This is a genomic window from Jiulongibacter sp. NS-SX5, assembly GCF_052828545.1.
The window spans coordinates 720,465-738,635 of sequence record NZ_CM128248.1 but is presented as its reverse complement, the minus strand read 5'-3'; the positions used below and the strand labels follow the sequence as shown (position 1 = coordinate 738,635).

The following is an 18,171-nucleotide window of genomic DNA, read 5'->3' as shown; positions in this document are numbered from 1 at the left end:
ATCAACCACTTATGATCATTATTACTCTACTTATTCTTATTGGTGCCGTGTTTTTCGCATTGCTTAAAGATACCAAAGATGAATTGACTGTACCAAGAAGTTATTTGAACGATTTAAGAAGTAAACCCAAGTCTACAAACTTCTAGTGCAAAAGACATTTGTTGAAATCTTGATAAGTATTGATTTTCAACGACTTAACATTCAGGTAATACATGTGGGTCTAAATTCGGGCGAAATTTAACCCGATCTAACACTTTCATAGACTATAACACAATAGTTTCAATGTCTATAAATGTTGAAACAATTGTTTAATTCTCTGATTATGAGACTATTTTATCAATAGACTCGGCCAGCTTTCTGTCTTTATCAGTAATTGAATTACCGGCATCATGAGTGGTCAATTCAATCTTCACTTTATTCCAGGTATTTGACCACGTTGGATGGTGATTCTGTTTTTCGCAAAGTATGGCTACTCTTGTCATGAAACCAAAGGCTTCAGAAAAGTTTTCGAATTCAAAAGTTTTGACCAGTTTGTCGTCCTCAGTATTCCAGCTCATAGTCACTACTTTAGTCTCACTTTTACAGCATTTGAATGACCTTGAAGTTGTTCTTCTTCCGCCATTTTGCTCACAACAGGCCCAAGTTTTTGTAGGCCATCCTTACTAATTCTTTGATAAGTAATCTTTTTCACAAAACTATCAACCGAAACACCTGAATAAGCTTTTGCAAAGCCGTTAGTAGGTAAGGTATGATTGGTACCAGAGGCATAATCTCCGCAAGACTCCGGTGTGTAATGACCTAAAAATATGGAACCAGCGTTAATGATCTTCTCTCCTACCTCATCAGGATTGTCAACAGACAAAATGAGGTGTTCTGCAGCATATTCATTTAAAAGCTCAATGGCCTCTTCCTGATTATTGAAATAGATAATCTTGGAGTTCTCCAGTGATTTAGAGGCCAGTTCTTTTCTCGGAAGTTCTGCTAGTTGATTTGAAATCTCGGTTTTTATTGTCTCAATTCCATCTTGGTCAGTAGTTACCAGAACTACCTGGCTGTCAATTCCATGTTCGGCTTGAGATAGTAAGTCTGCGGCCACAAAAGCAGGATTTGACGATTCGTCCGCTAAAACAGCCACCTCTGATGGTCCGGCTGGCATATCGATAGCCACGCCCTCTTTACTTACCAATTGCTTCGCAGCTGTTACATATTGATTACCAGGACCAAAGATTTTGTATACCTGAGGTACGGTTTCAGTGCCATAGGCCAGAGCTGCTACAGCCTGAGCTCCTCCTATTCTAAATACTCTGGAAACACCACATTTTAGAGCACAATAGTAAATAGCCGGGTGATTGCTTGGCGAGCAAAGTATAATCTCTTTAGAACCAGCCAGTTTGGCAGGAATCGCCAGCATTAAAACAGAAGAGAATAGAGGAGCTGTACCTCCAGGCACATAAATACCTACCTTCTCTATACCGACAGACTTTCTCCAACATTCCACACCGGGCATTGTTTCTATCACATCCGGTTCTGATAATTGACCTGAATGAAACTTGGTGATGTTGTCAATGGCCTGGTCTATTGAAGACTTTAGCTCTTCATCAAGTTTTTCACCTGCTTTTTGTAACTCCTCTTTTTTGACCTCGAAATCATTAAGTAAAATATTGTCAAAGTCTAAGGCAAATTTGCGAATAGCTTCATCTCCCTGATGCCTGACAGCATCAATTATTGGGATAACTCTTTGCTCTATTTCAGCCATATCAGCCGTAGGTCTGGCCAATATCTTCTTCCAGTCTTTTCTTTCGGGGTTAAAGAACTCTTGCATGATTTTACGAAATCATTTTCTCAATAGGAATAACCAAAATACCTTCTGCTCCGGCTTCTCTCATGGTTTCAATGTTTTCCCAGAAGTCGCTTTCTTTTAAAACCGAATGTATAGAGCTCCAGCCTTCTTGCTTCAATGGAGTGATGGTAGGACTACGCATTCCCGGCATTACTCTGATGATATCGTCAATTTTAGCATTCGGTGCATTTAGCAATACATATTTATGGCTTTGGGCCTTCTGAACTGCGTTGATTCTGAATAGTAGACTTTCCAGTAAAACTCTTTTTTCATCCGAAAGCCCTTTGTTGGAAATCATAAGAGCTTCAGATTGGAAAATCTCTTCGACTTCTTTCAAGCCATTGCTGAGCAAAGTACCTCCTGTACTTACGATATCACACACACCTTCTGCAAGGCCTATACCCGGAGCTATCTCAACAGAGCCGCTTATGATATGTATCTGAGCATTGACGCCCTTCTTATCCAAATACTTTTTCAGAAGATTAGGATAAGATGTAGCAATACTTTTTCCTTCAAAATATTCTATACCTGGGTAATCTACTTCTCTGGGAACTGCTAACGATAACCTGCACTTTGAAAAACCAAGTGCCTTCGCCGTATCCACATCTTTACCATACTCTACAAGGACGTTCTCCCCTACTATTCCTACATCTGCTACGCCATCTTCTACATAGCCTGGAATATCATCGTCTCTGAGAAAAAGAAAATCTGCCGGGAAGTTTCTGGAAGTAGACTTTAATTTACTTTTTCCTACTTCAAATTTGATCCCACACTCTTTGAATAATTTAATGGAGTCGTCACTAAGCCTACCTGATTTTTGGATGGCTATTTTGAGATTGCTCATTCAGTTTTTATTTACCGTTATAATGGGCCTCAAAGGTAAAGAAGGCTTTTAGCCGTGGCAAGAAAGAACTTGTTTTAAATTAATTTTCAATATTTTTTGAAAATTCAATTCTAAAGAGTTAGATTTGGGAACAGTGCTTTTCAAAATAATCCTAAACAGAACCAAATGAGACAATTAGCCTACTATTCAAAGACGCGGAAAAAAGCGAAATACCAATCAAAGATTATAACACTCTTGACAGGCTTTATCATTTTAAGCTTGTTTATCTTTTCATTTATCAGTCTCTGATAGAAAAACTTATAGTTTTGCTCCAAAAATAGAGCAATATGAGAATCGGAATAATCGGTATGGGAGACATGGGGCAGTTGTATGCCCGAGTATTTTCTCGAGCTGGTTATTCTGTGTATGCCTGCGATCTACCTGAAAATATTGAGACTTTAAATTCAATTTTTAAGGATGATTTAGAGGTTGCTATTTTCAATGAAATTGAGCCCGTAGCAGCTCAATCTGACTTCATCATCTTCAGTGTAGAAACTTCAAAAATTGATCAGGTTGTTTATGAAGCAGCTAAGTTTATCAAACCAGGTCAAATAGTAGCTGGTCAAACCTCAGTAAAGACACCTGAGATCAATGCTTTCAAAAAGTATCTGGATACCAATGTCAACATAGCTACGCTTCATTCGCTTCATGGTCCTCATGTAGATCCGGCAGGTCAAACTTTAGTTCTTATTCCTGAGCGTATATCGGAGAAAGACTTTGAGGAAGTAAAGACAATGTTCGAGTGTTTTGGGTCAAAGATTGAGATTCTTGAATCAGGTGCGGCTCATGATCAGATGATGGCTGACATTCAGGTAGTTACTCATATTGGTTTTGAGAGTATAGGTACATCGTTTATGCATATGGGTGTTTTCCCTTGGGAGAATCCATTACTCAATAGCGGATTAGATAACCTCAAACTGCTTCTTACACTTAGAATTTACAGTTATAAACATCATGTGTATGCCGGAATGGCCATGCAAAACCCTTTCTCCAAATCGGATGTAAGAGCCTATGCTATGGCTGAGAATGATATTTTCGGCTGTATGATCTCCGGAGAAAAGGATGAACTGAAAGACCTAATCTATCAGGCGAGAGACCTAGTATTCAAAGATTTTAATGGTTCATTGATGCTGAATGATGATCTTATGAAGGAGTTTTCACTGAATCCGCCTAAAGAACACAAGCCAAATTCACATTTAAGTTTGATGGCCATGGTGCTTACCTGGGCACGATTAGGAACAAATCCATATCATAATTTGATCTGTCAGACACCTCCTTTTAAACTTCGGGTAGGAATGGCCGAATATTTGTTCTTAAATAAAGAGTTACTTGATGAGAGTATTGAAGCAGCCGTAAATGATTTGACGATTAGGAAAGATGATTTGGCTTTTCATACTGCGGTGCAAGAATGGGCTCATATCGTAGAGAGTGGAAATGAAAAAGGTTATAACGATCATTTCATGAAAACGAAAGAGTTTTTGAAAGATCGACTGGAAGAAGGTAGAAAACTAAGCAGTATGCTTATTGAAAGAATAAAGGATGTTGAAAGTTGATTTATCTACATATGATAATTCCTGGTATCAACCCGGATCTTTAGTAAAGCGTACCTTATGGCATATTGTAGGTCGTATCTTTATCAACACTTATTTGCCTATTCCGATGACAATAAAAAGAACGGTACTGAGTTCATTTGGTGCTAAGCTTGGAAAAGGTGTGATAATTAAGCCGAAAGTAAACATAAAGTATCCGTGGTTTTTGGAAATTGGAGACTACAGTTGGGTTGGTGAGAAAGTATGGATAGACAATCTGACAACTGTGAAAATTGGAGCTAATTGCTGCCTTTCTCAGGGTGCAATGCTGCTCTCAGGTAATCATGATTTTAATAAAAGCACTTTTGATTTGATCACCAAAGAAATAGTTTTAGAAGACGGTGTCTGGGTGGCCGTGCGAAGTATAGTAACTGGTGGTGTAACCATGCAAAATCACTCTATGCTTGCAGGCAATAGTGTATTATCAAAAGGTACTAAACCTTATGAAATATGGAGGGGAAATCCTGCAGAATATGTAAAGAATAGGGAAATAGTGAAATGAATTCCCGTAAAATAAAGTTTCGGGCTTGGAATAGTACAAAATTTCGTCCTGAGTCAATAATTCTCTAATTTTGGAGGGTTCTAAACAAAAGTGCATTAATGAATCTTGTTCTTGAAGAACTAATTCGTGATAAAAATATCCAGGTCATTCTGACGATGGTTGTCTCTTTAGCCGTCACCTGGAGAGCTACTCCCGTAATCAGAAACATCTGTATTATGAGAGGACTCATGGAGAATCCTGTAAAGCGAAGCTCTCACGAAAGCCCTACTCCTACCTTCGGTGGTGTCGGAATTTTTGCCGGAACACTAATGGGTTATATGATCTGGAACTTTAATGATGAAGAACATTTGGTTCATAGAGTTCTTGCTGGTTTAGTAATTTTATTCTTTTTGGGCTTGAAAGATGATATGTACGCACTGGCTCCCTTAAAGAAAATTGCGTCTCAAATTTTAGCAGCTTTACTTGTTGTAGTCGGAAGTGATCTAAGAATAAACTCATTCTTTGGAATTGTAGGTATTCATGAGATTCCCTACTTCGCGAGTGTTATGGTAACGATCTTCATCTTTGTTGCTTTAATTAATGCATTCAACCTTATCGATGGTATTGATGGTTTAGCTGGAGGTATCGGGATGATTGCCAGTGCTGGCTTTGGTTTTTGGTATTTATTGAATGGATATTGGTCTATGGCGGCATTAAGCCTTTCGCTTTCTGCTTCTTTATTGGGCTTTTTAAGATATAATTTCTCTAAAACCAGTAAGATATTCATGGGAGACACTGGCTCCTTGATTGTGGGATATTTGGTGACTGTCTTAGCCATTAAGTTTATTCAACTTAATGAGTCTTATAATTTCTCACCAGACGGTCACTACGTAAGTGCTCCTGTTCTAACAATAGTAATTCTAAGCGTACCAATTTTTGATACGCTGCGTGTATTTGGTTTGAGGATTCTGAAAGGAAAATCACCTTTCGCGGCAGATAGACTTCATTTACATCACCTGTTGGTAGATAACGGTATGGGCCATGTGGCAGCAAGTTTAACTCTGTACGCACTGACCATTGGATTAACAGTCTTTACCTATTATTTGAGGACTTTTTTCAATAATACCGCACTTTCACTTTATGTAATAAGTGTATTCTCACTGTATCTGATCGTCTGTAGTTGGTTAGAAGTGAGAAGGTTTAAAGGTCATAAAGCCAAAAAGACCCAGGAACTAATGAATGGAAAATCAAAGTCCCTGGATCTTGAAAGTTCTATAAGCCCTAATTAATCGGGCTTTACTTTATTCCCACTCTATAGTAGCAGGAGGCTTAGAACTGATATCGTAAACTACTCTGTTTACGCCTTTTACATTATTTATTATATCGTTGGATACTTTTCCTAAGAATTCATAGGGTAGATGGGCCCAGTCCGCTGTCATTCCATCTACACTGGTTACCGCTCTTAAAGCTACTACGCTTTCGTATGTTCTTTCATCTCCCATTACACCAACACTTTGTACCGGTAATAACATGGCACCTGCCTGCCAAACTTGATCATAAAGACCGTGCTCTTTCAGGCCGTGAATAAAGTGATAGTCTACCTCCTGAAGGATTCGGACCTTTTCTGCAGTAATATCACCAAGAATACGAATTCCTAAACCAGGACCAGGGAAAGGATGTCTTTTTAGAATATTGTCCGGCATGTGAATGGCTCTACCCACATCTCTTACCCCATCTTTGAAAAGAAGTTTTAGAGGCTCTACCACCTTAAGTTTCATGTAGTCTGGCAGACCACCTACGTTATGGTGAGATTTAATTGTAACTGAAGGGCCTTTAACAGAAACTGATTCTATAATATCCGGGTAAATTGTACCTTGACCTAACCATTTGACATCTTTAATCTGATGAGCCTCATCATCAAAAACATCAATGAAAGTCTTACCAATAGCTTTTCTCTTATCTTCTGGGTCAGTAAGACCTTTTAAAGCATCATAGAAGCGGTCTTTGGCGTTTACACCTTTTACATTAAGGCCTAATCCTTTGTAAGATTCCAGTACTTCATCAAACTCATTTTTGCGAAGCAAACCATTGTCTACGAAAATACAGAATAAATTTTTACCAATAGCCTTATGGATGAGCATAGCAGCTACAGAGGAGTCTACCCCACCTGAGAGTCCTAATACCACTTTGTCATCACCTAGTTGCTCTTTTAACTCGGCCACAGTCATTTCTACAAATGAGTCAGATGTCCAGGTTTGGCTACAGCCACAAACATCAACCAGGAAGTTTTGAAGCAATAGTTTCCCGTGCTCTGAATGTGTTACTTCCGGGTGAAATTGAATACCAAAAATCTGCTGGTCATCAAACTTAAATGCTGCTACTTTTACTGAGTCAGTTGACGCAATAATGTGTGCATTTGATGGAAGATCAGTAATGGTGTCACCGTGAGACATCCATACCTGAGAGTCAACCGGAATCCCTTTGAAGATGATATTATCATCAGATTTCTCGGTCAAAATCGCTCTACCGTACTCTCTGGTGGTAGATGCTTGCACATTGCCCCCCATGGTTTGAGCTAGTAGCTGTGCACCATAACAAACGCCAAGAAGAGGTACTTTTTCAATGATAGACGCAGTGTCAATTCGTGGAGACTCTTCATCACGAACACTACATGGGCTCCCTGAAAGAATGACCCCTTTGACGTCTGAGCCGATTTCAGGGATATTACTAAATGGGTGTATTTCACAATAAACATTTAATTCTCTTACTCTTCTGGCAATGAGCTGAGTGTATTGAGAACCAAAATCAATGATGATTATTTTTTCTTCCATTAGTTAAAATCTGGGTATAGAAGGTGCTTAGATCGTTTTATTTTAAATTTATTTATATCGTCTTGCCACTTACTTTTGACTTCTTCTGCAGTTTTTCCATCTTTAAGGTCTTTCAGTAGCCAATCATTTCCGACCAATAGATTAAAGAACCTTTCATTGGTGAAAAAGCCTTTTTTGTCAGAATATTTCTGGTAAAACTCAAAAAGGTAAGTGATATCAAAGCCTTGTTCATAGGCATTTACTTCCGTCAGGTTTAAACCATAACACTGAATGCCTTCATTTACCGGATTATTGGCACCGGGTTTATCTACCGGAGTAAAGGTATATAGACCTAAGTTTTTGTCCGGTCCGCCAATAACCTGGAACTGAGTATCGGTTCCTCTGCCTACACTTATTTTGGTCGGTTCAAAAAAGCAGATCGAAGGATAAAGTAAAATTGACTGATCATTTGGCAGGTTTGGAGAAGGTTTAATAGGTAGTGAGTATTTGGTCAAATGATCATAATTCTCACAAGTAATTACAGAAAGGTCTGCTTTTTTAGAGGAAGCCCAGCCTTCAGCATTGATCATTTGAGCCAACTCCCCTATGGTCATACCGTATACTACAGGTATGGGATCTATTCCTACAAATGACTCAAAACCTTCTTCTCTTACAGGCCCGTCCACATAATGCCCGTTTGGGTTCGGGCGGTCTAATACGATCAGAGGAATATCGTTTCCAGCAGCTACCCCAATAATATAATGAAGTGTGCTGATGTATGTGTAAAATCGTACTCCTACATCCTGTATATCAAAAACCAAAATATCCAGTCCTTTTAATTGTTCATTTGATGGTTTTTTATTTTTACCATAAAGTGAGACTATCGAAATGCCCGTTTTTTGATCTATTTCGTTATTGATGTGTTCTCCTGCGTCTGCTTTTCCTCGGAAACCGTGCTCTGGAGCAAAAATCTTTTGGACATTGATGCCAAGTGAAATTAAGGAGTCTAGAAGGTGTGTTTCATTAATCTGTGAAGTATGATTAACCACAAGACCTACCTTTTTTCCTTCCAGTTTTGGAATGTACAGCTCGGTTCGTTCGGCACCTACTTTAATTTTTTCAGGACTATTTGAAGAGTTTGACTTAGCTTTACAGGCCATTGGCGAAACCAATAGACAAACTAGAAAAGACTTAATTAAGAACTGTTTTATCATATATGAAAACTGAACTCTTTCTGGCTCAGAAAATTCGTAAAACCAAAGGTAAGACCTTTTCTTCATCTGTCATCAATATTGGCATTGCAAGTATTGCCATTGGCGTAAGTGCTATCATCATTTCTTTCTCTGTTTTACTAGGCTTTAAAAACACTATAAAAGAGAAGCTGTTTAGTATGTCTGGCCACTTACAGATTCGTAAAATTACACTCAATCAATCTTTTGACGAAGTTCCTTTTACAAATAGCGAATCGTTCAGAAAAATTTTAGCTAAGAATGAAAACATAGCTTCAATAAATGCAATTGGTCTGAAATCGGCATTGCTTAAATCTGAGAATGAGATTTCCGGAGTAGTTCTGAAAGGATATGATAACAACTATGACAGTACCTTTTTTAAAGGTAATTTAACAGAAGGCCGCTTAATTTCTTATGAAGATGGCTCTTATGCTAAAGAGATATTAATAAGCGAACGTCAAAAGAATTTACTGGATGTAAAGCTTAATGATGATTTACTCATCTATTTTATTCAGCAGCCACCTCGAGCTAGAAAAGTCAAAATTGTAGGTATCTATTCGACTGGAATTGAGGAAATTGATAAGTCAAACGCCATAGTAGATTTAGATTTGCTTCGTAGAATAAATCAGTGGGATTCTTTACAAATCGGACACTCTGAGGTATTTCTGAAGGATTTAAATCTCGCAGAAAAGACTGTAAGTCAGTTATATGATGAAATTCCTCAAGATTTAGAAGTTAAGGAGGTGAGCAAAATGATGCCCGCTTTTTTCGATTGGTTTAACCTTCTCGATCGCAATATTGTGATAGTTATATTTTTAATCATGGTGGTGGCCAGTTTTAATATGGTTTCAGTGCTTCTGATTATGATCATGGAAAGAACGCCAATGATAGGCCTGCTCAAGTCTATAGGTGCTCAGAATGGCTTTATACAGAAGATATTTGTGGCTAACGCCGTTCAAATTATTCTCAAAGGTCTCCTGATTGGAAATTTGATTGGACTAGGGATTTGTTTCATTCAGGATCAATTAAAACTTATTCCCCTTGATCCTGAAAGCTATTACATGAACTATGTGCCCATTAACTGGAATTGGCCTGTGATAATACTTATCAATATCGGTACAGTCTTAGTGGTGAGTTTGATCGTTAGTCTTCCTACCTGGGCTATTCAGAAAATTACACCTGTAAAAGCCCTAAAGTACAAGGAATAAAAAAAGACCGGTATTGAATAACAACACCGGTCTCCCTGATTATCTATTCTATCATTTAATATCTATCTACTGAAACAGATGACAGTCCGCTGGAAACATCAATAAAGATTTTCTTACTGGCAGAATTAAAATTGTCTGTTCTGTAAGTTGAACTTCCTTCTTTTTTAAAGCCGTCAAAATCTTTTGAATTCAAGGCTCCATCCATGATGATTTCACATCCTACTTCTTCCGGAACAGCGATTGCTACTTTAGCAACACCACTCTCTACATCTACATAGGTTTTGTCCAATAAATCACCCAACTTGACATCAACAGAGGCTGCTCCCGTTTTAATCTCCAGATTCTCAATTTTGTATTCGCTCAAATCAAAATCAAGGTCACCGGCACCGATTGCCAACTCAATATCCCAAAGTGGCTTTTTATTCAGTTTAAGAAAAACTTCATTATGATTGTCATCACTAAAATTGAAAGATTTGTTCTTCCGTTCTCTCATTTCAAATTCTATATCATGAACCCCGTTTTTAAGTCCGTCTGAAATCTGATATGAGCCAAGGTTTAGCAGTGTTGTAGCTCCAAAAACATCGCTTTCGCTTTCTCTAAGGTGAAACTCAGCGGCCCCTCCACCTACCTTAAGCTTAACTTTATCAGCTTTTGATGAATAAGGAATTCCGAAATCTTGTTCCGTTCTATCTCCACGTTCACTTGATGATCCGCTTTCAGACCACTTTTTTCTTTCGTAGTCCCAATCATCATCATCAAAATCAAAATTCAGTTCTGTTTCCAGTTCATCTTTGATTTCTTCAACACCATCTGAAGCTACACTGTAGATAGCTAATGGTATGGCAAATGCTACAAGCAACGCTGTGGTAGGGTTATAAAAAGATCTTCTTTCATGCAGAAGTACCGCTACACCGGCAAGAATAAGTAGAACTGGCCAAAACGCTGCAATCTGTCTAAAGGAGTAGTCGAAATTTATGAAGTCATAATTTAACCCCAGAAATATCACACCTACGGCCACCAGAATTGCTCCCAGGAATATATTGCTCTTTTTCCTCATCGTTTATTATGGTTAAGAGTTCTTTCGATTAGAAAGTATCCTGACTTCCTGTATTTTGGTCATTATAACCGTTATTTGAATCAAAACCGTTATCGTCTTTATCTCTAACGATAATCCATACTCCAAGGCCGATTAAGAATAAAGGCCACATTTTTCCGATGTAATGAAATAGGTTAATGTCAAAGAAGGTGCGGAAGGCAAAGATGGCTCCCAGTACGATAAGGATCACTCCTCCGACAAGATTTCCGTTTTTAGAATGATTGCTCATAGTTGTAAAATTTGTTGTTTTTAATGTTGATGAATCATAGTTGCCGTCTGAGTATGCAAAAACGTTTTCTTCTTCAGGCAGTACAATCCATAAAATCAGATAAGTAATAAATGACGGATATGGTGTAAAAAACAGGATGGCGAATATAATTCTGAATATGACAGGATCTGCCCCGAAATACTCACCAAGCCCTTCGCAAACTCCACCAAGAACTGAATTGCTGTTCTTTATCCGTCTTAGTCGCTTTTTCATGTTTATTTGCTTTTCTTTCAAAACAAAAGTAGAACATCAGTCGGTACTTGGTATTGCAAACTACACGAGTGGTAAGAAGTCTTGATAAGGTGTGAAATACTCGTTTGAAAACTAATAGTCTTCTTCCAGAGCTTCCAGAACATCCATTAGTTCATCATATTGACTAAAACCTGGTCTGGTTTCTTTCTGACCTCTTAAACTCACCCCGTGAATAAGATCGTTTTCCAGAACATCTTCTACGCTTAGATTAGAATCACCTAATTCAATAAAATAAGCGATTTCGGGATCGTCGGCATTGTTTATATCTGAAATAATAAACGCTCCTACTCCTTCTTCAGTAGTAGCCTCCTTAGTTTCAAGAAATATTTTATCAGTGATATCGCTGGCCTTTGAAAGAAGATCTGACGAAGTAATGATTAAAAAATCAGGTTTTAGGTCTTCCCATGGATAGTCTGTAGGCCATTCACTTACTCTCCCTCCTATTTTTGGTCCGCTTAACCAATCTCTTATTTCTTTGATTTTTTCACACGGAATAAAGTCAGGGTGATTTTCATTTAGTTCAAAACTTAGAAAGTCTACCATCATGCCAGCACAATATCTTGCATCTGAAAGGTTAGAAATTCCGTTAACCAAAACCTGTTTTTTTAACATTTCTCTCGTTTTTGAGGGCAAATAAAGAGGCTTAAATACCAAAAGACAAGCGAAGGCAAACTATTGTGCTTAACTTTGCGTTCGAAAGTGTTCAAACAGACACTAAATTAATGACCATTAAACGATGGGCTTTTAACCCATTTAGTTGATATGAGTAAACACGGAAGAGTATTAGTCGCCATGAGTGGCGGTATAGACAGCTCATTAGCAGCTGTTTTATTACATGAACAAGGATATGAGGTCATAGGAATGACCATGAAAACCTGGGATTACGCTGCCTCTGGAGGCAGTAAGAAAGAAACAGGATGCTGCAGCCTTGATTCCATTAATGATGCACGAAATATTGCAGTTAGCCTGGGATTCCCTCATTATATATTAGATATCAGAAATGAATTTGGCGATTATGTCATAGATCATTTTACAGGAGAATACTTAGAAGGACGTACACCTAATCCATGTGTGCTGTGTAATACACACGTAAAATGGGATGCACTACTTCAAAGAGCCAATAATCTTGACTGCGAATTCCTGGCTACCGGCCACTATGCCAATATTAGAGAAGAAAATAGCCGATTTGTCATTTCAAAAGGTCGAGATTTTTTAAAAGATCAGAGTTACGTTTTATGGGGTATTTCTCAGGAAAGTTTATCCAGAACAATATTGCCTTTAGGTAATTTCACTAAGGCTGAGATTAGAGAAATGGCCAAAGAAAGAGGCTTTTATGATCTTGTCAATAAGTCAGAATCATATGAAATCTGTTTTGTACCTGATAATGACTACAGAGGTTTCCTGAAAAGAAGAGTCGAAGGACTGGAAGAACAAGTTGCCGGAGGTAATTTCGTGATGGAAGATGGAAAAGTTGTTGGCACACATCAAGGCTATCCATTTTATACCGTAGGACAGCGTAAAGGACTTGGTATTGCTTTAGGTCACCCGGTCTATGTTACAGAAATACGAAAAGATACCAATGAAGTTGTTCTTGGTACAGAAAAGCATCTCATGCGAAACGCCATGCATGTAGGTAAATTGAATCTTCAGAAGTATGCCGACTTATCAGATACCTCTTTGGAGACCATTACCAAAATTAGGTATAAAGATGCTGGTTCGGCTGCCATGATAAGTCAAATAGCTCCTGATAAGATAGATGTACACTTCAATGAGCCGGTAAGTGCCATCGCTCCTGGTCAGGCTGCGGTTTTCTATGAAGAAAATGATGTAATAGGTGGTGGCTGGATTTTAAAGAGTTATACCATCTAAATATACAATTGGTACGTATTTTGATTATTTTGCGGATACAAACCCCTGAAAAGTGAAAATACTACCATTTGTTTTACTGGCTTTCTTGCTGGCTTCGTGTAGTCTAAATAAGATAAAGCCTGGTTCTGTTACCACTATTAGTGGAACCTATGTTTCTGAGCCTATTAATATCCAAACAGACTTTAATTCGTACTCTTTAAAGCTGGTTTTGTCTTTTGATGAAAATAGCGAAAATGGTGATTTTAATGCCAGACTAGAGACGCTAGACTCAGGGTTAAGGGCTGTGGAAGATATTACAGGAGAGTTTGAAAACATTTCTGATACACCTGAGACAAACCTTTTAATAAAAAATGTACCTCTATTGAGCTTAAATACTCAATCAGTTTTTATTCTCAATGCTCAAGGGAAACTGAATAAAAACGAAGGTAGATTAGAAACATTGACCATTTTATCAGATTCTGAATCGGATTTTACACACCGCGGAACTTTAAACTTCACTCCTTTAGCTGAAGATTAGCCAAAAACATATATCCGCATTCATCGTATAATACGTACTTTTACATAGAATCATGAGATCTATGCATAAAGTACTTCTTAGCTTATTCCTTTTTACCTCATTTATTGCCAAAGGGCAACAGAAATATTTCGTTTTATTTAACGATAAGGCTGATTCTCAATATTCTGTTGATAGACCTAACGAATTTTTGTCTGATCGTGCTATTTCCAGAAGACAGAAGGAACAAGTTGCCATTACACAAGACGATTTACCGGTAAATACTTCTTATCTAACTGGTTTAGAGCAGAATGGTGCAAAAATTCTATTTGTGAGTAAATGGTTTAATGGTGCGGTTATAGAGATCAATAAAGCCAATCTGAATCAAATCTTGAGTCTTGATTTTGTCAAAGGCTTGGAAGGTGAGTACTCCAACGGCTTGGAAGGCCCTAATGCCAGGAAAGGCAGAAAAGGTACCAAAGACATAGAGTTGTTTTCAAATTTTGATGCGGGCACAGCTGCAAATCAATTAGAAATGCTGGGAGCAGATATTATGCATGAGCAGGGTTATGTCGGCCAGGGTGTCCTAATTGGTGTATTAGATTCAGGATTTCCGAATTTACCGGCATTAACGGCCTTTAGTCATCTTTTTGAAGAGAATAGGATATTAGACACATATGATTTTGTGAGCCAGGAAGTAGATGTTTATGATGATCATTATCATGGTACTCATGTACTAAGCTGTATTGCAGCTGAAATCAGTGGCCAAATCAGAGGAACAGCACCCGGAGCTTCATTTTTATTATATACCACCGAAAATGTGGCTTCAGAGACTAGAATGGAGGAAGTTAACTGGTTGATAGCAGCTGAAAGAGCAGATTCTATTGGTGTAGATATCCTTACTTCATCCTTAGGGTACAGTGATTTTCAAGGACAGGAACAAGATTATTCTTATGAAACTCTGGATGGCAAAACGGCCTTAATTACTAAGGCCGCTGAAATAGCAGCTTCAAAGGGTATTTTGGTAGTAGCTTCAGCAGGCAATGAAGGTAATGGAGCTTGGAAATATGTGACACCACCTTCAGATGGCCCTAATGTTATAGCAGTAGGTGCTGTAAGTGCAGATCAGCAGTATGTTGGATTTAGCTCAGTAGGTCCTTCATTCGATGGAAGAATTAAGCCGGATGTATCTGCTAAGGGTTTGGGAACTACGCTGGCAAGCACTAATAATGCAGTTGGAACAGGAAACGGTACTTCATATGCAGCTCCGCTTGTAACCGGCCTTATTGCCGGAATGAAGAGTGCTTTTCCGGATTTAACTGCTAGTCAGATTAAAGAAATTCTGCTTAAGTCCGGTTCACAGGCCGGGCAGCCAGACAATTTACTTGGTTATGGTGTACCTAATTTTGTAAGGGCTAATGAATTGGCAATGATCCAATCGCTTCTGAATAATACCGAAGAAGACATTTTAATGTTTCCAAATCCGCTAGATCAGGAGGAGTATCTAAAAATTTTAATAGTAGATACGGCCATAGGTGAGAGTTTTGATGTGACTTTGACTGATACCAATGGCAGAGAGATTTATAAAGAAAACTTTAAAAGAAGACTGGTAGAGCTTCCGCTAAAGCAAAAACAAATCCCTACGGGTCTTTATTTATTGAGAATTCAAAACGAGAACTACACCGAAGTGAAGAGACTATTTATCCGATAGTCTTGATAATTAGTCTCTTAATACTCTCTTCGGGTTCTGATGAAAAGAGCTCTTTGAGATCAAACCACTTGAGGTCGTTCGTTTCATGATTTTGAACAAGCTCCTGCTCCTCTCCTATTTCAAATAGAAATCTTATGTCATAGTGATCATGCTCCGGAATCTCCTTTCTGGCTGGTATCTTATGAATATCTACATCAAAAATGTCCATGATATCAAAGCTTGGAAGTAAACCTGTCTCTTCGTGTAGTTCTTTCTTGCTTACAGCGTATACGTTTTCATCGCCGTCACAGTGACCACCAGGCTGTAGCCAACGATTCAGCTTTTTATGATGGATCAGCATTGTCTTGGTCTTTTCTGGATTTACCACCCAGGCAGAGGCCGTAAAGTGCCTTTCTGAGCAAGATCGACTAAAACAATTTTCTGTGGTTTCCAGAAATTCAACCATTTTGGCACGCATTAATTCTTCTGATTCGTCAAAAGCCTGGTAGGCACTTAATTGTTCGTGTAGCTGTACTCTGTTCATCAAAATGTGCTAGTTTTGGCATCGAATTAAGCGAAATCAATGCAAAAGTCAATTCTCTTTGTTGTTTTACTTTTTGGTTCACTAGTTGCCTCTGCTCAAGTTACCCCTCAGCCAAGCCCAGGAGCACGATTTGCTCAAACAGTTGGTATAACCGAGGTGAAAGTGGAGTATTCAAGACCAGGCGTAAAAGGAAGAAAGATTTTTGGTGGCTTATTGCCATATGGCAAAATCTGGAGAACGGGTGCTAACGCATCTACGAAGATTAGTTTCTCAAGCGATGTGCTTATAAATAATTTACCGCTTTCGGCGGGTACTTATGCTGTGATGTCAATTCCGGGTGAAAACACCTGGCAGCTCATCTTTACCACCGATTTAGAAGTAACTGAAGATACGTACAACGAGCAAAAAGATGCTTTGAGACTTCTGTTAAAGCCAACCGAGTGCGATTTTACCGAGTCTTTTACTATAGCGATTACTGAGGTAAATGAAGATCAGGCACTTATGAAGTTCTTCTGGGAAAAAACAGCCGTTCAGGTTGTTATTGGTGTCAATAACCAGATGACGATTGAAAATGCTATTGATGCCAGAAATAACGAAACCGCTGGTGCGTTCCTTCAAGCGGCGGAGTATTTACTTAACCGCCAGATGGACTTGAACAAAGCTTTGGAGTATGTAGAAAAGTCTATTTCTCTTCGACAAACATTTAGAAATACCTGGGTAAAATCGATCATTGTCAGACAAAGAGGAGATACCACTGAAGCATTAAAGCTCGCTTATAAAGCGAAGCATTTAGGTCAGAATGATCCTGTTTATGAGTTTTTCTCAGAAGCTATTGACAAAGCCATAGACGAACTTAGCCAAGAAAATTTACCTACCGAATAGGTGATAAGGCAATTCCATTGGGAGCCCTGCCTACATTGATTTCCTTTTCTATTGAAAAAGTATCAGTATTGATTTTAACCGCAGAGTTACCCTTTTGATTAATGGCAATCGCTGAATTTCCATTCTCAAAGAATTTAATCATATGCGGGTCTTTTTCTGACAGTTGTATCTCAGCTATTTGTTCCCAGACACCGTTTACTTTGAAGACTCTTATCTTATGATTTGATGGATCGCAAACCCATAGTTGCTCTTTTGTCTCATTAAAGGCTGCAAAGCCGGGAGCAAAATCAAAATCTATAAAACCGGTTACTGATTGTGTTTGGATGTCTATAAAATTGATAGATTTCCGAAAGGCGTTGGTTACAATCAAGAGTTCGTCATTTCCTTCCCAAACATTAGATGGCGATAGATCCACTTTTATTTGTTTCACCAGTTCGCCTTTGATGATATCAATCATTTGTACAAAAGAACTTTCACCACTTGCCACTGCTGCAAACTGTCCATCTGGCGTTACCACAATTTCTGATGGGTCTGCCGCCACTATAACTTCTTGCTCAAGCTCCTCTGAAACTAAATCATAAACATAGACTCTGCCTGTATGACTGAAACTTGCCGTTACAGCTTTAGAATCGTCTTTTGAAAAGGTGACATTATGGTTAGCAAAGGGAGTTTCTATGTTCTTTTCAAGCTCTCCTGTAGCAGCATTGATAATGAGGATTCCGCCAGCAACATCTTTTCCGTGTAGGCCGGAATGCCCTAAAGAAAAGTCATAAGCAGGATTAGCAACTGCTAATTTTTGACCGTCATTTGAGATATAAATATGATGTGGGAAACGATCAGCAGAAGTAGAAATATCATAAGTATTGATAAGCTCAAAACTTTGAAGATCTATGACATCGATGGTTTTCCCCTGGCCGGTTACTATGTAGGCTCTATGATCGGATGCAATTGGACCATCTTCACCCTTTTTACACGAGAGAAATGTGATAAAAAATATAAAAGAGAAGTATTTCGAAAGATGAAGTATAGACATAAAA

At 38.4% G+C, this 18,171-nt stretch carries 19 protein-coding genes; 9 read left to right on the top strand and 10 right to left on the bottom strand.

The features are described from left to right. The first annotated feature begins 11 nt into the window (after window positions 1-11). Window positions 12-146, top strand: a complete 135-nt coding sequence (locus ACUXV0_RS03210; protein ID WP_446191624.1) for a hypothetical protein — start codon at window positions 12-14, stop codon at window positions 144-146. 174 nt (window positions 147-320) lie between these two features. On the opposite strand, the gene ACUXV0_RS03205 is transcribed toward ACUXV0_RS03210, so the two are convergent. Genes ACUXV0_RS03205 through hisG form a run of 3 tightly spaced genes read right to left on the bottom strand, consistent with a single transcriptional unit; the run spans window position 321 to window position 2,684 of the window. Further along, the gene (locus ACUXV0_RS03205; protein WP_446191623.1) at window positions 321-557 is read right to left on the bottom strand and encodes a 4a-hydroxytetrahydrobiopterin dehydratase; all 237 of its coding nucleotides are present in this window, start codon (window positions 555-557) and stop codon (window positions 321-323) included. Window positions 558-562: 5 nt separating this feature from the next. Beyond that, on the bottom strand, window positions 563-1,822 hold the full coding sequence (gene hisD, locus ACUXV0_RS03200) for a histidinol dehydrogenase (protein WP_446191622.1): 1,260 nt from the start codon (window positions 1,820-1,822) through the stop codon (window positions 563-565). A 4-nt stretch (window positions 1,823-1,826) separates the two neighbouring features. Next, window positions 1,827-2,684: an ATP phosphoribosyltransferase gene (gene hisG, locus ACUXV0_RS03195; RefSeq protein WP_446191621.1), complete on the bottom strand. Its 858-nt coding sequence runs from the start codon at window positions 2,682-2,684 to the stop codon at window positions 1,827-1,829. A 326-nt stretch (window positions 2,685-3,010) separates the two neighbouring features. On the opposite strand from hisG, the gene ACUXV0_RS03190 reads away from it, so the two are divergent. From ACUXV0_RS03190 to ACUXV0_RS03180, 3 genes are all read left to right on the top strand, one after another. Continuing rightward, complete coding sequence (locus ACUXV0_RS03190; protein ID WP_446191620.1) at window positions 3,011-4,276, top strand: NAD(P)-binding domain-containing protein; 1,266 nt, start codon at window positions 3,011-3,013, stop codon at window positions 4,274-4,276. Continuing rightward, entirely contained in the window at window positions 4,263-4,814 is a 552-nt protein-coding gene (locus ACUXV0_RS03185) for a WcaF family extracellular polysaccharide biosynthesis acetyltransferase (RefSeq protein WP_446191619.1), read from the top strand. Before ACUXV0_RS03190 ends, ACUXV0_RS03185 begins: the two co-directional genes overlap by 14 nt. Window positions 4,815-4,912: 98 nt before the next feature. Next, the gene (locus tag ACUXV0_RS03180) at window positions 4,913-6,082 is read left to right on the top strand and encodes a glycosyltransferase family 4 protein (RefSeq protein WP_446191618.1); all 1,170 of its coding nucleotides are present in this window, start codon (window positions 4,913-4,915) and stop codon (window positions 6,080-6,082) included. A gap of 12 nt (window positions 6,083-6,094) precedes the next feature. Here the strand turns inward: ACUXV0_RS03180 and guaA are convergent, their stop codons facing one another. After that, window positions 6,095-7,624, bottom strand: coding sequence for a glutamine-hydrolyzing GMP synthase (gene guaA, locus ACUXV0_RS03175; RefSeq protein WP_446191617.1), 1,530 nt, complete (start codon window positions 7,622-7,624; stop codon window positions 6,095-6,097). After that, complete coding sequence (locus ACUXV0_RS03170) at window positions 7,624-8,763, bottom strand: exo-beta-N-acetylmuramidase NamZ family protein (RefSeq protein WP_446191616.1); 1,140 nt, start codon at window positions 8,761-8,763, stop codon at window positions 7,624-7,626. Before ACUXV0_RS03170 ends, guaA begins: the two co-directional genes overlap by 1 nt. A 56-nt stretch (window positions 8,764-8,819) precedes the next feature. Here ACUXV0_RS03170 and ACUXV0_RS03165 point away from each other — a divergent pair, with 56 nt between their 5' ends. Next, the gene (locus ACUXV0_RS03165) at window positions 8,820-10,040 is read left to right on the top strand and encodes an ABC transporter permease (RefSeq protein WP_446191615.1); all 1,221 of its coding nucleotides are present in this window, start codon (window positions 8,820-8,822) and stop codon (window positions 10,038-10,040) included. A gap of 55 nt (window positions 10,041-10,095) precedes the next feature. Here the strand turns inward: ACUXV0_RS03165 and ACUXV0_RS03160 are convergent, their stop codons facing one another. From ACUXV0_RS03160 to ACUXV0_RS03150, 3 genes are all read right to left on the bottom strand, one after another. After that, the gene (locus tag ACUXV0_RS03160; protein WP_446191614.1) at window positions 10,096-11,097 is read right to left on the bottom strand and encodes a LiaI-LiaF-like domain-containing protein; all 1,002 of its coding nucleotides are present in this window, start codon (window positions 11,095-11,097) and stop codon (window positions 10,096-10,098) included. Window positions 11,098-11,125: 28 nt separating this feature from the next. Further along, complete coding sequence (locus tag ACUXV0_RS03155; protein WP_446191613.1) at window positions 11,126-11,617, bottom strand: PspC domain-containing protein; 492 nt, start codon at window positions 11,615-11,617, stop codon at window positions 11,126-11,128. Between the two features lie 111 nt (window positions 11,618-11,728). Then, window positions 11,729-12,268 carry a hypothetical protein gene (locus ACUXV0_RS03150; RefSeq protein ID WP_446191612.1) on the bottom strand — a complete coding sequence of 180 codons (540 nt, stop codon included), beginning with the start codon at window positions 12,266-12,268 and terminating at the stop codon, window positions 11,729-11,731. Window positions 12,269-12,418: 150 nt separating this feature from the next. On the opposite strand from ACUXV0_RS03150, the gene mnmA reads away from it, so the two are divergent. From mnmA to ACUXV0_RS03135, 3 genes are all read left to right on the top strand, one after another. Further along, the gene (gene mnmA / locus ACUXV0_RS03145; protein WP_446191611.1) at window positions 12,419-13,525 is read left to right on the top strand and encodes a tRNA 2-thiouridine(34) synthase MnmA; all 1,107 of its coding nucleotides are present in this window, start codon (window positions 12,419-12,421) and stop codon (window positions 13,523-13,525) included. Window positions 13,526-13,577: 52 nt separating this feature from the next. Beyond that, on the top strand, window positions 13,578-14,042 hold the full coding sequence (locus tag ACUXV0_RS03140; RefSeq protein ID WP_446191610.1) for a hypothetical protein: 465 nt from the start codon (window positions 13,578-13,580) through the stop codon (window positions 14,040-14,042). 61 nt (window positions 14,043-14,103) lie between these two features. Further along, window positions 14,104-15,729 carry a S8 family serine peptidase gene (locus ACUXV0_RS03135; RefSeq protein WP_446191609.1) on the top strand — a complete coding sequence of 542 codons (1,626 nt, stop codon included), beginning with the start codon at window positions 14,104-14,106 and terminating at the stop codon, window positions 15,727-15,729. Here the strand turns inward: ACUXV0_RS03135 and ACUXV0_RS03130 are convergent. Further along, entirely contained in the window at window positions 15,719-16,252 is a 534-nt protein-coding gene (locus tag ACUXV0_RS03130) for an NUDIX hydrolase (RefSeq protein ID WP_446191608.1), read from the bottom strand. The genes ACUXV0_RS03135 and ACUXV0_RS03130 overlap by 11 nt on opposite strands. A 39-nt stretch (window positions 16,253-16,291) precedes the next feature. Here ACUXV0_RS03130 and ACUXV0_RS03125 point away from each other — a divergent pair, with 39 nt between their 5' ends. Then, window positions 16,292-17,134 carry a DUF2911 domain-containing protein gene (locus ACUXV0_RS03125; RefSeq protein ID WP_446191607.1) on the top strand — a complete coding sequence of 281 codons (843 nt, stop codon included), beginning with the start codon at window positions 16,292-16,294 and terminating at the stop codon, window positions 17,132-17,134. On the opposite strand, the gene ACUXV0_RS03120 is transcribed toward ACUXV0_RS03125, so the two are convergent. Next, a complete protein-coding gene (locus ACUXV0_RS03120; RefSeq protein ID WP_446191606.1) occupies window positions 17,124-18,167 on the bottom strand; it encodes a hypothetical protein in 1,044 nt (347 codons plus the stop codon). The two genes, ACUXV0_RS03125 and ACUXV0_RS03120, sit on opposite strands and share 11 nt — an antisense overlap. Between the last annotated feature and the right edge of the window lie 4 nt (window positions 18,168-18,171).

Bases quoted from the DNA above. Each gene is read 5' to 3' on its own strand.
- ACUXV0_RS03150 (WP_446191612.1), bottom strand. From the start codon at position 12,268: ATGTTAAAAAAACAGGTTTTGGTTAACGGAATTTCTAACCTTTCAGAT.
- mnmA (WP_446191611.1), top strand. From the start codon at position 12,419: ATGAGTAAACACGGAAGAGTATTAGTCGCCATGAGTGGCGGTATAGAC.
- ACUXV0_RS03135 (WP_446191609.1), top strand. From the start codon at position 14,104: ATGCATAAAGTACTTCTTAGCTTATTCCTTTTTACCTCATTTATTGCC.
- ACUXV0_RS03155 (WP_446191613.1), bottom strand. From the start codon at position 11,617: ATGAAAAAGCGACTAAGACGGATAAAGAACAGCAATTCAGTTCTTGGT.
- ACUXV0_RS03210 (WP_446191624.1), top strand. From the start codon at position 12: ATGATCATTATTACTCTACTTATTCTTATTGGTGCCGTGTTTTTCGCA.
- ACUXV0_RS03120 (WP_446191606.1), bottom strand. From the start codon at position 18,167: ATGTCTATACTTCATCTTTCGAAATACTTCTCTTTTATATTTTTTATC.
- ACUXV0_RS03205 (WP_446191623.1), bottom strand. From the start codon at position 557: ATGAGCTGGAATACTGAGGACGACAAACTGGTCAAAACTTTTGAATTC.
- ACUXV0_RS03180 (WP_446191618.1), top strand. From the start codon at position 4,913: ATGAATCTTGTTCTTGAAGAACTAATTCGTGATAAAAATATCCAGGTC.
- hisG (WP_446191621.1), bottom strand. From the start codon at position 2,684: ATGAGCAATCTCAAAATAGCCATCCAAAAATCAGGTAGGCTTAGTGAC.
- ACUXV0_RS03130 (WP_446191608.1), bottom strand. From the start codon at position 16,252: ATGAACAGAGTACAGCTACACGAACAATTAAGTGCCTACCAGGCTTTT.
- guaA (WP_446191617.1), bottom strand. From the start codon at position 7,624: ATGGAAGAAAAAATAATCATCATTGATTTTGGTTCTCAATACACTCAG.
- ACUXV0_RS03190 (WP_446191620.1), top strand. From the start codon at position 3,011: ATGAGAATCGGAATAATCGGTATGGGAGACATGGGGCAGTTGTATGCC.
- ACUXV0_RS03125 (WP_446191607.1), top strand. From the start codon at position 16,292: ATGCAAAAGTCAATTCTCTTTGTTGTTTTACTTTTTGGTTCACTAGTT.
- ACUXV0_RS03165 (WP_446191615.1), top strand. From the start codon at position 8,820: ATGAAAACTGAACTCTTTCTGGCTCAGAAAATTCGTAAAACCAAAGGT.
- ACUXV0_RS03160 (WP_446191614.1), bottom strand. From the start codon at position 11,097: ATGAGGAAAAAGAGCAATATATTCCTGGGAGCAATTCTGGTGGCCGTA.
- ACUXV0_RS03170 (WP_446191616.1), bottom strand. From the start codon at position 8,763: ATGGCCTGTAAAGCTAAGTCAAACTCTTCAAATAGTCCTGAAAAAATT.
- ACUXV0_RS03185 (WP_446191619.1), top strand. From the start codon at position 4,263: ATGTTGAAAGTTGATTTATCTACATATGATAATTCCTGGTATCAACCC.
- hisD (WP_446191622.1), bottom strand. From the start codon at position 1,822: ATGCAAGAGTTCTTTAACCCCGAAAGAAAAGACTGGAAGAAGATATTG.